General features: G+C 73.5%; 13 protein-coding genes. 8 read left to right on the forward strand and 5 right to left on the reverse strand.

The window, feature by feature from the left end; genetic code table 11:
• Positions 1-199 precede the first annotated feature (199 nt).
• Positions 200-700 (forward strand): hypothetical protein, encoded by a 501-nt coding sequence (locus CIK06_RS05775; RefSeq protein WP_095563949.1) that lies wholly within the window; start codon positions 200-202, stop codon positions 698-700.
• Positions 701-1,030: 330 nt separating this feature from the next.
• On the opposite strand, the gene CIK06_RS32315 is transcribed toward CIK06_RS05775, so the two are convergent.
• From CIK06_RS32315 to CIK06_RS05785, 3 genes are all read right to left on the reverse strand, one after another.
• Positions 1,031-1,279 carry a Type 1 glutamine amidotransferase-like domain-containing protein gene (locus CIK06_RS32315; protein ID WP_369916105.1) on the reverse strand — a complete coding sequence of 83 codons (249 nt, stop codon included), beginning with the start codon at positions 1,277-1,279 and terminating at the stop codon, positions 1,031-1,033.
• A gap of 106 nt (positions 1,280-1,385) precedes the next feature.
• Positions 1,386-3,992 carry a rifamycin-inactivating phosphotransferase gene (gene rph, locus CIK06_RS05780; protein WP_095567598.1) on the reverse strand — a complete coding sequence of 869 codons (2,607 nt, stop codon included), beginning with the start codon at positions 3,990-3,992 and terminating at the stop codon, positions 1,386-1,388.
• A 93-nt stretch (positions 3,993-4,085) separates the two neighbouring features.
• Positions 4,086-5,096 carry a GlxA family transcriptional regulator gene (locus tag CIK06_RS05785; protein ID WP_232534036.1) on the reverse strand — a complete coding sequence of 337 codons (1,011 nt, stop codon included), beginning with the start codon at positions 5,094-5,096 and terminating at the stop codon, positions 4,086-4,088.
• Positions 5,097-5,167: 71 nt separating this feature from the next.
• On the opposite strand from CIK06_RS05785, the gene CIK06_RS05790 reads away from it, so the two are divergent.
• Positions 5,168-6,559, forward strand: coding sequence for an MFS transporter (locus tag CIK06_RS05790; protein WP_095563950.1), 1,392 nt, complete (start codon positions 5,168-5,170; stop codon positions 6,557-6,559).
• 76 nt (positions 6,560-6,635) lie between these two features.
• Here the strand turns inward: CIK06_RS05790 and CIK06_RS05795 are convergent, their stop codons facing one another.
• Positions 6,636-7,163 carry a roadblock/LC7 domain-containing protein gene (locus CIK06_RS05795; protein WP_232534037.1) on the reverse strand — a complete coding sequence of 176 codons (528 nt, stop codon included), beginning with the start codon at positions 7,161-7,163 and terminating at the stop codon, positions 6,636-6,638.
• A gap of 328 nt (positions 7,164-7,491) precedes the next feature.
• On the opposite strand from CIK06_RS05795, the gene CIK06_RS29825 reads away from it, so the two are divergent.
• The 4 genes from CIK06_RS29825 to CIK06_RS05810 all read left to right on the forward strand — a co-directional run bounded on the left by CIK06_RS29825 (position 7,492) and on the right by CIK06_RS05810 (position 10,419).
• Positions 7,492-7,824: a hypothetical protein gene (locus CIK06_RS29825; RefSeq protein WP_198348116.1), complete on the forward strand. Its 333-nt coding sequence runs from the start codon at positions 7,492-7,494 to the stop codon at positions 7,822-7,824.
• 53 nt (positions 7,825-7,877) lie between these two features.
• Complete coding sequence (locus CIK06_RS29830; protein WP_198348117.1) at positions 7,878-8,699, forward strand: PHP domain-containing protein; 822 nt, start codon at positions 7,878-7,880, stop codon at positions 8,697-8,699.
• Positions 8,700-8,792: 93 nt separating this feature from the next.
• Complete coding sequence (locus CIK06_RS05805) at positions 8,793-9,407, forward strand: GNAT family N-acetyltransferase (protein ID WP_095563951.1); 615 nt, start codon at positions 8,793-8,795, stop codon at positions 9,405-9,407.
• A 127-nt stretch (positions 9,408-9,534) separates the two neighbouring features.
• Complete coding sequence (locus CIK06_RS05810) at positions 9,535-10,419, forward strand: methyltransferase domain-containing protein (protein WP_095567601.1); 885 nt, start codon at positions 9,535-9,537, stop codon at positions 10,417-10,419.
• 78 nt (positions 10,420-10,497) lie between these two features.
• Here CIK06_RS05810 and CIK06_RS05815 read toward each other — a convergent pair whose 3' ends face one another.
• Positions 10,498-10,806, reverse strand: a complete 309-nt coding sequence (locus tag CIK06_RS05815) for a hypothetical protein (RefSeq protein WP_095563952.1) — start codon at positions 10,804-10,806, stop codon at positions 10,498-10,500.
• A gap of 245 nt (positions 10,807-11,051) precedes the next feature.
• Between CIK06_RS05815 and CIK06_RS05820 the strand changes: the two genes are divergently transcribed.
• Both CIK06_RS05820 and CIK06_RS05825 read left to right on the forward strand, forming a co-directional pair.
• Positions 11,052-11,702, forward strand: coding sequence for a hypothetical protein (locus CIK06_RS05820; protein ID WP_095563953.1), 651 nt, complete (start codon positions 11,052-11,054; stop codon positions 11,700-11,702).
• 245 nt (positions 11,703-11,947) lie between these two features.
• Complete coding sequence (locus tag CIK06_RS05825; RefSeq protein ID WP_157756618.1) at positions 11,948-13,294, forward strand: hypothetical protein; 1,347 nt, start codon at positions 11,948-11,950, stop codon at positions 13,292-13,294.
• Positions 13,295-13,356 lie beyond the last annotated feature (62 nt).

The raw sequence follows: 13,356 nt of genomic DNA on the forward strand, positions 1-13,356 counted from the left end.
CATCACGTTGGCGATGGTTGCATGCCTACACCAGCCGCGCAATGCACTTCTCGGGCGCCCAGGGACGAGCTGTGCGTCGACCACGACTTGGGTGGGGACGACACGATCTGGCCCGGCCCACCGGAGGACGGCTGGATCCGCCCTCTTACCGTGAGGCGTGCGCTCGATTGCCCGCAGGTCCGTGGATTTGGAGTGACGTATGGAACAATCCCGCGAGGCGACGGTCGGCCCTCGGCCTCCCTGGGCAGGTCAGGGTGACCTGAACAACGTCTATGGGGAGATCTGCGCCAACATCCGGGCGACGGACGATGTCAGCCTCAAGCTCCTGGCGGCGGTCCCGTTGGTGACCGGCGTGGGAATCGTCTTGCTGCTGCGGGCGCCGAACGCGGAGATTCCGCACGCCGCGATTATGCTGCTGAGCCTCCTCGCGGCGATCGTGACCTTCGCCGTCTATCGGTGGGAGTGCAAGAACATGGAGAACTGCCGACACTTCCGACGTTGGGCGGCCATCCTGGAGCGGGACTTCTACGGAATACGCCCAGGTGAGCTGAGGCCGGCGCCTGATGTTCTTCCACACGGCCAGATAGTGCCGCCGCGCCAGTTCGGCGTGGCGTGGACCAAGACCGAGGCGCTCCAGTTCCTGTACTGGGCGGCGATCGGCGGCTGGCTCGTGACCGGGACCTATGCGGTGGCCACCTGATGCACCGAGCTTGGGGTGAGCGAGGAGCACTGACAGGGCAGGTATGTCGTCGGTGGATGAAAAGGCCATCACGGATATACCCACCGGCCCCAGGGGCCGGGGTCTCGCGGCATACCAGCAGCAGCAGCAGCGTGCGCTGCGTCAGCGATTTCAGCCGGGCACGATCTGCCGGGTGTCGTCGCGGACGAAAATCGCCTGATCGTCACGGATGGGTACGAATTCGGGAAGGTGCCCCGCATCGGCGATGAATCTGCGCGTAAAGCTCTTCACGGTCTCGGTTGGCGTGTGACAGCGGGTAGAAGGACACGAGGTGGAGACCGTTGGTGTCGGTCACCTGCCCGGGGCCGTCGTCACCGCGGTAGGTCGCAAGATCCGGTGCCGGAGTGCGGCTCCAGAAGACATACCGGCATAGGCGAGGTCTCCCGAAGTGGCGCGTTGTCTGACGATGGCGAGGCAGCCGGTTTGCCGGGCATGCTGCAATAGGAAGATCGGATAGCCGCCGGTCACGAGCACCGATTCCGCGTCGCCCAACGCCGAGTCCTTGACTGCCGAGAAAGAGATCCATCGCGGCAGTATCACCGGGTTGCTCCCTCGGCAAGGACAGTATTTCGCATCCGCTCATCGGCAAACGGTGGGGTTGGCGCGGGTTGCGGTGGATGGGGTGGAGCTGGGGTCGGTCAGGGCGTCAGGGCAGGAGTTCGATGTACCCGTCGGTGCCGTGTACGCGGATCCGCTGCCCGTCGGGGATCAGCCGGGTGGCGTCCGGTACGCCGACGACGGCCGGCAGGCCGTACTCCCGGGCGATCACCGCGCCGTGCGTCATCGCCCCGCCGACCTCGGTCACCAGGCCGGTGACGGCGATGAACAGGGGCGTCCAGCTGGGGTCGGTGTAGGCCGTGACGAGGATGTCGCCCGGTTCGAGATCGGCGTGCGCCATGTCGAGGATGACGCGGGCACGCCCCTCGACGGTCCCGGCGGAGACCGGCAGGCCGATCAGCGCGCCGGCCGGGGCGTCGTCGCGGCGGTACGCCCCGTTGACGGCCTCGCCTTCGGAGGTGAGCACCCGGGGCGGGGTGAGCGCCTGGTACGTCCGGAACTCCTCCCGGCGCGCCCGGATGAGCTGGTCGTCCACCCGGTTGTCGCGGACGACGTCGTGGAACTCGGGGAAGGTGAGGTAGTGGACGTCCTCCCGCTGGCGGAGCACATCGGCTCGGACGAGCCGGTCGGCCTCGGCCAGCATGGCCTGCTTGTAGACGAAGTAGCGGCTGATGATGCCGTACTTGGGGTACTCCCGGTAGCCGATGAAGGTCCGGACCCGGTCGATCATCCGCCTGGTCTGGTCGGCCTTGCGCTGCCCGTCCGGCAGCGCCCGCAGGCGTTCGAGGACGTCCCGCGTCTTGTCCCGGGCGGCCTGCCGGCCCTGCTCGAACCGGCGTTCGGCGGCGCCGGGGGCGAAGTTGCGGACGTTGTCGAGGATGATCGGTACGAGTGTGCTGGGGCGTTCGCGCCAGCGTGGCCTCGTGATGTCGATCTCGCCGACGCAGCGCATGCCGTACCTGTCGAGGTAGGACTCGATGGCCGCCCGCGCCTGCGCGCCGCCCGGGAGCCCGGGCAGTCCGTCCAGGAAGCCGTCGTCCCGCACGCCGTGCAGGAACGCCACCACCTGCGGATGCGGGCGGATCGCGTCGGCGACGTCGAGCAGCGCCAGCCCCATCTCGGAGGTGACGTTGCCGGGGGCGGACAGGGTGAGGGTGTCGGCCGCGTTCTTCTCGCCCAGCCACTCCCGTAGCCGGTCGTTGAGCCACCAGGTGGCCTCCATGCCCGCCATGATGGCCTGCAGGCTGAGCGGGTCGGCGAGGACCCGCTTGTGCTCCTGGAAGGATTCGAGCAGGAAGTCGAAGAGCGCCGGCCCGGTCAGCGGCGCGATGTCGCGCCGCAGGGCGGCCAGCGACGCCCGGCTGCGCTCGACCAGCTCGGCGACGATGGCCGGATCGGTCCCGATCGGGGTGGCCGCACCGCCCGGCGGCGGGCCGGCGGTGCCGGCGGGGCCGCCGTCGGGCAGCGTCGGGATGAAGTCGTCGCGCGCCAGGACGGTTTCCAGCGCGTCCCGGAACAGCGGGTCGCCCCTGCCGACGAGGTCCAGCAGGGCGGTTCGCCCGGCGGGGGTGGCCAGCCGCGCGGTGACGTCGACGAACAGCCGGCCGCCGGCCTCGTGCATCGGCACCATGGCCGTCAGTTGCCACACGGAGATGCCCAGCGGCTTCATCGCGTCGGTCATCATCTGCTGGTGGCCGACCGAGAGGTACACGTGGTTGTCCCGGTCGGCGGCGGCGGGGATCGGGAACAGCGTGGTGATCGGCCGGCTCTGCACGATCTGGAAGTCGTCGTCGACCAGGCACCATTCGATGTCCTGCGGGCGGCCGAGGTGTGCCTCGATCCGCCGTCCGATGTGCACCAGCCGTAGCACCTGCGCATCCGTGAGCGCCGGCTCCTCCTGCCGCGCCGGGTCGACCGGCACCTCCCGGGTCCCGCCGGCCGGCAGGGCGCGCACGGCGCGCCGTTTCGCGGCGACCGTCCTGGTCTTGATCTCGCCGTCGCGTACCCGGTAGACGTCCGGGTTCACCAGGCCGGAGACCAGGGCCTCGCCGAGGTCGAAGCTGGCGTCCACGGTGGCGACCCGGCGGTTGCCGGTGACGGGGTCGGCGGTGAACAGGACGCCGGCCGCCCGCGGGAGGACCATCCGCTGCACGACCACGGCCATCCGGACGCTGCGGTGGTCGATGCCGTTGCGCAGCCGGTAGGTCACGGCCCGCTCGCTGAACAGCGACGCCCAGCACCGGCTGATGCGCCGCAGGATCTCCGCCGGCCCCACCACGTTCAGGTACGTGTCCTGCTGGCCGGCGAAGGACGCCGTCGGCAGGTCCTCCGCGGTGGCGCTGGACCGCACCGCGTACCCGGCCCGGTCGCCGAACCGGCCGAGCGCCCGGGTGACCGCCGCGGCCAGGTCGTCGGGGACGGCAACCCCTTCGACGGTACGGCGCAGCCGGGCGCTGAGCGTGCGGATCGTGTCCCGGTCGTCCGGGTCCAGACCGGCCAGCCGGTCCAGTTGACCGTCGGTCGACGGCGCCGCCGCCATGATTCGCCGGAAGGCGTCCGTCGGCACGCAGAAGCCGGGCGGCACCCGCACGCCGTCGATCCGGGTCAGGGCGCCCAACTGGGCGGCCTTGCCGCCGACGACGGCGATCTGGGTCTGGTCGACGTCGTGAAGATCCACCACGTGCTGCGCGATCACCGTCACACCTCCGGGTCAGCCGTGCTCCATCGCACCGCACCGGCCGCCGATTGTGCGGCAGAACCCGGGTCTTGCCGCAAGACCGGGGGTCGGCTATACGTTGAAGGTGGCGGGAGTGCGGAACGTCCGCCGGTACGCGCTGGGGGAGACCCCGATTCGTTGACGCAGCCGCTGGCGCAGCGCCGCCGCGGTGCCGAACCCGCAGCGCCGGGCCACCTGGTCGACGGCCAGGTCGGTGGTTTCCAGCAGCAGCCTGGCGTGGTCGGTGCGCTGCTGGAGCAGCCACTGCGCGGGGCTGAGCCCGGTCTCCTGGCGGAACCGCCGGGTGAACGTCCGCACGCTCATGTTGGCCCGGGCCGCGAGCTGGTGCAGGGTGATCGGCTCGGCCAGGTGTCCGCCGGCCCACTCGCGCGCCGCCGAGGTGCTGGTGTGCGGGGTACGCGGCACCGGCCGGTCGATGAACTGGGCCTGGCCGCCGTCCCGCCAGGGCGGTACGACACACCGCCGGGCGGCCCGGTTCGCGATCTCGCTGCCGTGGTCGGTGCGGACCAGGTGCAGGCACAGGTCGATGCCGGCGGCCACCCCGGCCGAGGTGAGCACCTGGCCGTCGTCGACGAACAGCACGTCGGGGTCGAGCCGGACCCGCGGGTGCAGCCGGCGGAACCGGTCGGCGTACCCCCAGTGGGTCGTGGCCGGGCGGCCGTCCAGCAGGCCGGCCGCGGCCAGGACGAAGGCCCCGGTGCAGATCGACACGATGCGGGCGCCGCGACGGTACGCCTCGTGCAGCGCGGTCCGGACGGCCGGATCGAGGGTGCCGTGCGCGACCGCCTCCCCGTCGCGGATGCCGGGGACGACCACCGTGTCGGCGTCGGCCAGCAGTTCGAGCCCGTGGTCGGGCAGCACGCCGTAGCCGTCGGCGCTGCGGATCGCCGTACCGCCGGGTGTGCAGGTGCGGACCGCGTACAGCTGTTCGTTCTCGGCAGTGCGGGCGGAGCCGAAGACCTGCGCCGGTGTGCCCAGGTCCAGCCCCACCACCTGCGGCAGGACGAGCACCGCGACCTGGTGCGGCCGGCGGCCGGCCGGCGGTGCGGGCGATCGGGTCATGGCCCGATTGTTGCGCATCATGGCTTCCGGGCCACTCGCCCGTCCGGCGGGCGCCCGGACAGACTGCTCGGGTGAGCCGTACCCGCGTGATCCATCCGGCCTGGACCGTCGCCGCCGTGGCCTTCGTCGCCCTGGTCGGGGCCGCCGGATTCCGCGCCACGCCCTCGGTGCTGCTGCACCCGCTGCACGCCGAGTTCGGCTGGTCGCTGGCCGGCATCTCCGCGGCCGTCTCGGTGAACCTCCTGCTGTACGGCCTGACCGCGCCCTTCGCGGCCGCGCTGATGGACCGGTTCGGCATCCGCCGGGTGGTGGCCGTGGCGTTGCTGCTGGTCGCGGCCGGCAGCGGCCTGACCGTGTTCATGACCGCGACCTGGCAACTGGTGCTCTGCTGGGGCGTACTGGTCGGGCTGGGCACCGGGTCGATGGCGCTGGCCTTCGTGGCCACGGTGACCGGCCGGTGGTTCGTGCGGCACCGGGGGTTGGTCACCGGCGTGCTGACCGCGGGCGGGGCGGCCGGACAGATGATCTTCCTGCCGCTGCTCGCCGTGGTGGTGAGCCAGCACGGCTGGCGAACCGCCGCGCTCATCGTGGCCGGGGCGGCGCTGGTGGTCGTACCGCTGGTCGGCTGGCTGCTGCGGGAGTACCCGGCGGATCTCGACCTGCCGGCCTACGGCGCCGCTCGGGTCGTCCCGCCGGACCGGCCCGCGGGCGGCGCGGCGGCCCGGGCGGCCGGCACGCTCCTGGCCGCGGCCCGGACCGGCCCGTTCTGGCTGCTCGCCGGCGGCTTCGCGATCTGCGGGGCGACCACGAACGGCCTGGTGGGTACGCATTTCATCCCGGCGGCGCACGACCACGGGATGACCGAGACGACGGCTGCCGGGCTGCTCGCCCTGGTCGGCGTCTTCGACATCGCCGGTACGGTCGCGTCGGGCTGGCTGACCGACCGGGTGGACGGCCGGCTGCTGCTCGGCGGCTACTACGCGCTGCGCGGCGCGTCGCTGCTGGTGTTGCCGAGCCTGTTCGCCGGCGACACCCGGCCCAGCATGCTGGTCTTCATCGTCTTCTACGGGCTGGACTGGGTGGCCACCGTGCCGCCGACGGTGGCGCTGTGCCGGGAGTACTTCGGCGCCAGCGCGCCGGTGGTCTTCGGCTGGGTCTTCGCCGCGCACCAGGTGGGCGCGGCGGTCGCGGCCACCGGGGCGGGGCTGGTCCGCGACCGGCTCGGCACCTACACGCTGGCCTGGTACGCCGCCGGCGGGCTGGCGATGGGGGCCGCCGCGCTGTCGGTGCTGCTGCGCCGCCGGCCCGGCGGACCGCCGTTCGTGCCGGTGCGGCTGGGCACCGGACCGTGGCGGCTGCGTCCGGCGGACGACCCCGCCCCGAGCGTCGGCGCGGGTCCGACCGTCGGCGCGGGTCCGACCGCCGGTGCCGCCCCGGTCGGCGCGGGTCCGGTCGGCGCCTGAGCCGGTCGGGTGGCGCCGTCGGGCAGCGCCGACCGGGTAGCGCCGACCGGGTAGCGCCGACCGGGTAGCGCCGGCCTCAGCGCGGCGGTGGCAGCAACTCGGCGATCCGCCCGGCCACCGGGCGGGCCTCGCGGTGCAGCCAGCCGAGGTCGAGACCGTCGTCGCTCAGCACGGCCAGCAGGGCGGCGTCGGTGACCGCGTACACGGTGAAGCAGCCCAGGTCGCTGCGGACGCTGGTCTCCCGGAACGCGCCCTGGCGCAGCCCGAGCCCGCACTGCCGGCCCACCCCGAAGACGCTTGCCGCGAGCACCGCCATGTCGTGCGGCTCACAGCCCCAGGCCAGGTCCTGACCGACCAGCAGACCGTCCACGGTGGCCAGCACGCAGCCCCGGATGCCCGGAACGCGCTGCCGCAGCGCCGACAGCTCGTGCTGGAGGGCGGCCCCGGCGGCCTGCACCAGCCGCGGCGCGGTCTGGGCGGGCGGCGAGCCCTGCTCCCCGTCGGCGAACGACGCGGCGGGCGCCCGTCGGGGCAGCGGCGCGGTCCCTCGGTGGCTGGCCTCGGTACGCGCTGCGGCCGGCCAGGCCGCGTTCAGGTTCGACACCGGGGAAACTCCTCAATCTCCGGCCTGCCGGCGGGTGGTCCGGGCACAGCTGAGCAGCAGGCGTCCCGTGCCGTCCCGCAGCGGCAACTGGTTTGTCCCGGAGCTAACTTACTGTGTCGGCCGTCGCCCGTGAAGCCGGGCTTCATGGGGAATTTCCGGGATCATGGGCCTCGTTCGGTCACGGAAGGTAATCGCTGGTCCCAGTATCCTCGTACCGGACGCTCAGCCAACTGTCAGTCGGGCGTGCTGGAATGGAAGGCCGATCCGGTACGGCGGACCCGACGGTTCCGGATTCGGAGCCGCCGCGGCCGGGGTGGAAGGAGTACCGATGGGACTGTTCTCCCGGCGCTCACGCGCCAGCGACCCGGCGCCGACCCGGCTGGATCGGGAGGCAACGGCCGAGGACTTCGCCGAACTGACCGACTTTCTCCGCAGCCACCGCGGCGTCGAGCTGTACCTGGAGCCGGAGACGACCGCTACCGACACCACGGTGGTGGCGATCGCCCACGACGGCGAGTGGATCCGGCGCCGCACCGGCACCCCGCGGGCGGCCGGCAGGTTCGCCCACCGGCACGGCCTGCCGCTGTACGAGGCGGCCAAGGTCGGCTATCCGGAACGGATGCGCGCGTGGAACCGGCAGCACCCGGAACGTCGCAAGTGACGGCGCCGGGCCGCGGTGAATCAGTTGCCGGGTCGCCGCCGGCCGACAGCCACGTGCACAGCGAATGGTCCTGGGACGCGCCGCTGGCCTCGATGGAGCGCTCCTGCGCCCGCGCCGTCGAACTCGGGCTGCCCGCGATCGCCTTCACCGAACACCTGGATCACACCGTCTGGCGGATCGACCTGGACGGCCCGTACGCCAGCGACCACCTCAGCTCGGTCGCCGACCCGGACGGGGTGCTGACGCCGCCCGCCTTCGACGCCGCCGGCTATCTGGACACGATCGAGCGCTGCCGCCACCGGTTTCCGGGCCTGCGCATCCTGACCGGCCTGGAACTGGGCGAACCGCACCGGCACGCCGGGCAGTGCACGCGGATCCTCGCGGTGGGGCGCTTCGAGCGGCTGCTCGGCTCCCTGCACACGCTCCCCGACCGGGGAAGCTTCGCCGAACCGTGGGGCATCTACCCGCACCGGGACGCGCACGAGGTGGTGCGGGAATACCTGGCCGGGGTGGCCGAGATGGTCGCCGCCAGCGACATGTTCTCCGTGCTGGCGCACATCGACTACCCGGTCCGCTCCTGGCCGGCGGGCTCGGCCGGGCCGTTCGACCCCGCGGCCTTCGAGGAGGAGTTCCGGTACGCGCTGCGGGCGACCGCGGAGTCCGGCCGGGCGCTGGAGATCAACACCCGGCTGCCCCTGCACGCCACCCTGCTGACCTGGTGGCGCGAGGAGGGCGGCGACGCGGTCACCTTCGGCAGCGACGCCCACCTGCCCGAGTACGTCGGGCGCGGGTTCGCCGACGCCGCGCGGATGGCCGAGGCGCACGGCTTCCGGCCCGGCCGCAGCCCGTACGACTGCTGGGGACGCGCCCACTGATCCGCACCGCCGGGAGCCACGCAACGCCGACCGGATCCACTGTGGCCGGGTGCGGCCCGTAGGGTGTGCCGGTCATCCCCTACGGAGGAACCGATGAGCCAGCCTGACATCACCGTGGTCCGTGCCACCGCCGCGGACGCCGACGACCTGACCGACATCCTGGCCACGGCCTTCCTGGCCGACCCGATCAGCCAGTGGATCTTCCCGGACGAGGCGGACCGCGAGCGGTTGCACCACGCCTTCTTCCGCCCGTTCGTCGACCTCACCCTCGCCGACGGCGAGGCGTACACCACCGCGGACCGCGCGGCGGTCACCCTCTGGCTGCCGGTCGACGCGACCGCGCACGCCGAACCGGACGACCTCGGCCCGATCTTCGAGGCGGCCGTCGGCCCCGAGTACGCCAAGCGGTTCGCCGTGCTGGACCAGCTCATGTCGACCAGCCACCCGGTGCACGAGAGCCACGCGTACCTGCCGTTCATCGCGGTCCGTCCGACACGCCAGGGGCACGGCCTGGGCGGTGCGCTGCTCCAGCACCGGCTGGCCGAGCTGGACCGGGCCGGCACGCCCGCGTACCTGGAGGCCAGCTGCCTGCGCAACGCCGCCCTGTACCAGCGGCTCGGGTTCGCCCGGATGGAGAACACGCTCGACCTGCCGGACGGGCCGAGCCTGTATCCGATGTGGCGCGATCCGGCCCGGGCGGGTGTCTGACAGGGCCACGCCCCGTCAGAGACCGGCCGGGGCCGGTCCGTAGTCCACGAGGGGCGCCCCGCCGTCGGTGTCGACGGCGGGGCGCCGCTTCTTCCGGCGACTGGACCCGGCGTGCGACAGTGACCGGATGCGGCAGCAGGACCGGTGGGCGCAGTGGGTGCTGCGCCGGCGGGACGGGGACAACGCCGACGTCCGGGCACGGGTGGCGCCGCTGATCGGCGCGTACCGGGATCGGGTGCTGGACCGGGCTGCCGTGGCCGTCGGCGACGTGGTGCTGGACGTCGGCACCGGCGACGGCCTGGTGGGGTTCGGCGCGCTGGACCGGGTCGGTCCGACCGGCCGGGTCATCTTCAGCGACATCTCCGAGGATCTGCTCACCGAGTGCTGGCGGCGGGCCACCGGGGACGGCCGGCTGGACCAGTGCCGGTTCGTGCTGGCCAGCGCCGACGACCTGCGGGACGTGCCGGGCCGGTCGGTGGACGTGGTGACCACCCGGTCGGTGCTGATCTACGTCGCGCGCAAGCCGGCGGCCTTCGCCGAGTTCTTCCGGGTGCTGCGGCCCGGCGGCCGGCTGTCCATCTTCGAGCCGATAAACGGCTTCGCCGCGAGCGAGAACGGCCGCGGCCTGTTCGGGCTGGACATGACGCCCGTCGAGGACCTCATGCGGCGACTGCTGCGGGTGTACGAGCCGCTCCCGGCGGCCGAGGACCCGATGCTCAACTTCGACGAGCGGGACCTGCTGCGGATGGCCCGCGCCGCCGGCTTCACCGGGATCGAGCTGGACTACCGCGCCGAGGTGCAGGTGCGCTCACCGCTGCCCACCCGGGACTGGGACGTGCTGAAGCGGAGCGCGCCGAACCCGCTGGCCCCCACCTACGAGGAGGCGTTGGCGCAGGCGCTCGACCCGCAGGAGCGCGAGCACCTGGAGTCGTACCTGCGGGCGGCGCTGGCCAACGGCGCGACCGGGCACCGGACGATCGCCACCGCCTACCTGCGCGCCGTCCGCCCCTGAGCCCGGCCGCGGCGGCGCCGCATCCGGCCGCGGCGCCGCATCCGGGCGATCTCGACCGTCCGCGGCGCCGGGACGGGGTCAGGACCGGGCGTGCCGGCGCTGCTCGGCGAGCAGGTGGGCGACCAGCCGGTAGGCGTGCGCCAGCGTGGCGCCGAGGTCGCCGTCCTCCGGCGGGTACGCGTCGCTGATGCTGTCCGTGCCGCCGAACGCGCGCCGGAGATGGTCGAGCCCGTGCGGGTCGGCCCGGGCGACGTGCGCGCGGCTGCGGGCCAGCCAGTCCGCCCAGTGGCTGTCGCCGCGTTCCCGGAGCAGACCCTCGGCCCGGGTCAACGCGGTCAGCAACTCCGTGAGCCGCGGGTCGTCTCCGGAGGTCCGCTGGTCGGCCATGGCTGCAGCGTAGTGACTCGGCGACCACGGCGGGCCGGATAGCCCGCTTAAGCAGCGGAATCACCGAAAGCCAATCGATGATCGGCGATTTGATACGGTCCGGTGCCGGGTCCGCCCGGGACCGGACGGGCCAAAGGTCCCGGGCCGATCGGGGGATTCGGGCCCTAACGGCCCCGGGCCGGTTCCCCGACGATAAGTGCAGCTCAGATGAAACATCCGCGCCGCCCACCTCGAAGGAGCTAGCCATGAAACGCCGGACCCTCGATATCCTCTTCAGCATCGGTGGTCTCGGGATCGCCGCGCTGCTGCTGATCGTCGGCATCGTGCTCACCACCAACGCGAACTTCGCCAAGAACTACGTGCACGACCAGCTCGGCCAGCAGCACATCACCTTCACCCCGGCGGACCAGCTCAGCGACGAGGAGAAGAAGTCCGACTGCCTGGTCGAGTACGCCGGGCAGCCGATGACCACCGGCAAGCAGGCCGAGTGCTACGCCAACGAGTACATCGGGCTGCACCTCCAGTCGATCGCCGGCGGCCAGACGTACGCCGACCTGGGCAAGCCGCAGACCCAGCTCAAGGAGCAGGTGGCGCAGGCGCAGGCCAGCAACGCGGCGAACCTGGCGGACCTGCAGAAGCAGCTCGCCGACGTGACCGCACAGCGGGAGACCGTGTTCAAGGGCGAGACGCTGCGCGGCCTGCTGCTCACCTCGTACGGCTTCAGCGAGTTCGGGGTGAAGGCCGAGCAGGGAGCCCTGGCCATGTACCTCGGCGCCGGCCTGATGCTGCTGCTGTCCATCGCCGGCCTGGTGCACGCCTTCCGCACCCCGGCCACGGCGACCTTCGCGGCCCCCGAGCCGACGCGGAACTCGACCGACGACCCGGTCAAGGTCTGACCGGACCCGGTCACGGTCTGACCGCTCGGCACCGACGGAACCCCCGACCATCCGGCTCAGCCGGCGGCCGGGGGTTCCGGCGTTCCGGCGTTCTGGCGCCGGGCGAGGCCGCCGCCGCGAGGCCGCCGCCGCGGGCCGGCGGCCGGGGCGTACCCATCGAAAGACCGCCGTGTCCTCGGCGGCGCCGGACGGGTTGTACCGGAAGTGAAACCGAGCGGTTGGCACTTTCGGCAGGGACGGGCGTGGTGAGCCGGGCATGGGTGCCCGGCACCGGCTGGCGGCGGCGGTGGGCGCGGGCGGAGAACCGGCGCCGGCTGCGGGCGTACCAGGCCGCCATGGCGCAGTGGTGCCGCCGGGACGCGGACCTGCGCCGGCTGCGCGCCGCGGCGGAGGCGGATCCGGCCCCCGCCGGCGCCGATTCCGGTGCCGGCACCGGTACCGGGGACGGGGCGCGCGGGCTGCCGATCCGGCTCGACCCGGACGAGGCCGTGCTGGCGGTGGCGCCGGCCGTGCGGCTGGTCAGCGTGCGGGCCCGGCACGCCCCCGGCACCCCCGGGCCGGTACGGCTGCCGGTGCCCCGGGCCGACGGCGTGCTGACCGGCCGGCCGCCCTACGGGCTGCGCACCATCGACGGCGGCCTGGCCGTGCTGACCGACCGCCGGGTGCTGCTGGCCGGCCGGATCGGCGAGCGGGAGTGGCCGTACCGGGACCTGGCCGGGCTGGGACACCACCCGAGCGCGCCGCTCACCCTGCTCTACAAGCGCGGCCGGCGTACGGTCAGCGGTCTGCTGCTGCCGCCCGCCGCGGCCGGGCGGTTCCGGTACGCGCTGGATCTGGCCTACGTCGCGGCGAACGGGCGGCGGCCCGCGCTGCTGGCCCGGCTGGACGGGATGATCGAGGAACACGCGGCGGCCCGGCCGGAGCGCCCCGCGACGGCCAGCGCCGCCGCGGCGCCGAGGTGGGCTCTCGTGCCCGACGGCGCGCTCGCGGTCGGCGGCTCCCTGGCCGTGACCGCCCTCGCGGTGGCCGCCGTGCTGCTGCACCCGAGCGGGCCGGACGGGGACCGGCTGGCCGTGCCGGTGCTGCGGCCCAGCGCTCCCGCACCGGTGGTGCCGCAGCCGGAGATCCCGGCGCCGACCGGATCGAGCGCACCGCCCGAGCCGACGTCCGGCACCGGGGTGCCGGTCCGGCCCGCGGTGGAACCCCTGGCCCGGGTCCGATCGACGCCCGCCCCGGCGAGCCCGCCGGCGTCCACCCGGCCGCCGACCCCGGCCGCGCCGTCGACCCCGGCCGGCCCGGGTTCCGCCGGGCCGGCGACGCCCACCCCGACCGGCACCCCGGCGCCGCTCTGCGGGGCCCCGGCCAACCCGTACGGCTACACCTACTGCCCGGGTGGGACGTACGTGACCAGCCCGGATCCCGGGGTGTGCACGTACTTCGGCTGTGTCGACGATTTCTGGACCGCCGCCGGCTACCTCGTCCTGTGCGAGGACGGCGCGATCAGCCTGGCCGGCGGCACGTCGACGGCCTGCGCCGCGCACGGGGGCGTCCGCCAACCCGTCTACGCCGCGGCGCCGCCCGCCGTAGGCTGACCGCCGCCGGCCGTAGGCTGCCAGGTCGCGGCCCCGATCAGGGTCGATCGGACCGGATCCGG

It is taken from the genome of Plantactinospora sp. KBS50, from assembly GCF_002285795.1.
Classification (GTDB): Bacteria; Actinomycetota; Actinomycetes; order Mycobacteriales; family Micromonosporaceae; genus KBS50.

Bases quoted from the DNA above. Each gene is read 5' to 3' on its own strand.
- CIK06_RS05775 (WP_095563949.1), top strand. From the start codon at position 200: ATGGAACAATCCCGCGAGGCGACGGTCGGCCCTCGGCCTCCCTGGGCA.
- CIK06_RS05785 (WP_232534036.1), bottom strand. From the start codon at position 5,096: ATGACCCGATCGCCCGCACCGCCGGCCGGCCGCCGGCCGCACCAGGTC.
- CIK06_RS29825 (WP_198348116.1), top strand. From the start codon at position 7,492: ATGGGACTGTTCTCCCGGCGCTCACGCGCCAGCGACCCGGCGCCGACC.
- CIK06_RS05805 (WP_095563951.1), top strand. From the start codon at position 8,793: ATGAGCCAGCCTGACATCACCGTGGTCCGTGCCACCGCCGCGGACGCC.
- CIK06_RS05810 (WP_095567601.1), top strand. From the start codon at position 9,535: ATGCGGCAGCAGGACCGGTGGGCGCAGTGGGTGCTGCGCCGGCGGGAC.
- CIK06_RS05815 (WP_095563952.1), bottom strand. From the start codon at position 10,806: ATGGCCGACCAGCGGACCTCCGGAGACGACCCGCGGCTCACGGAGTTG.
- CIK06_RS05820 (WP_095563953.1), top strand. From the start codon at position 11,052: ATGAAACGCCGGACCCTCGATATCCTCTTCAGCATCGGTGGTCTCGGG.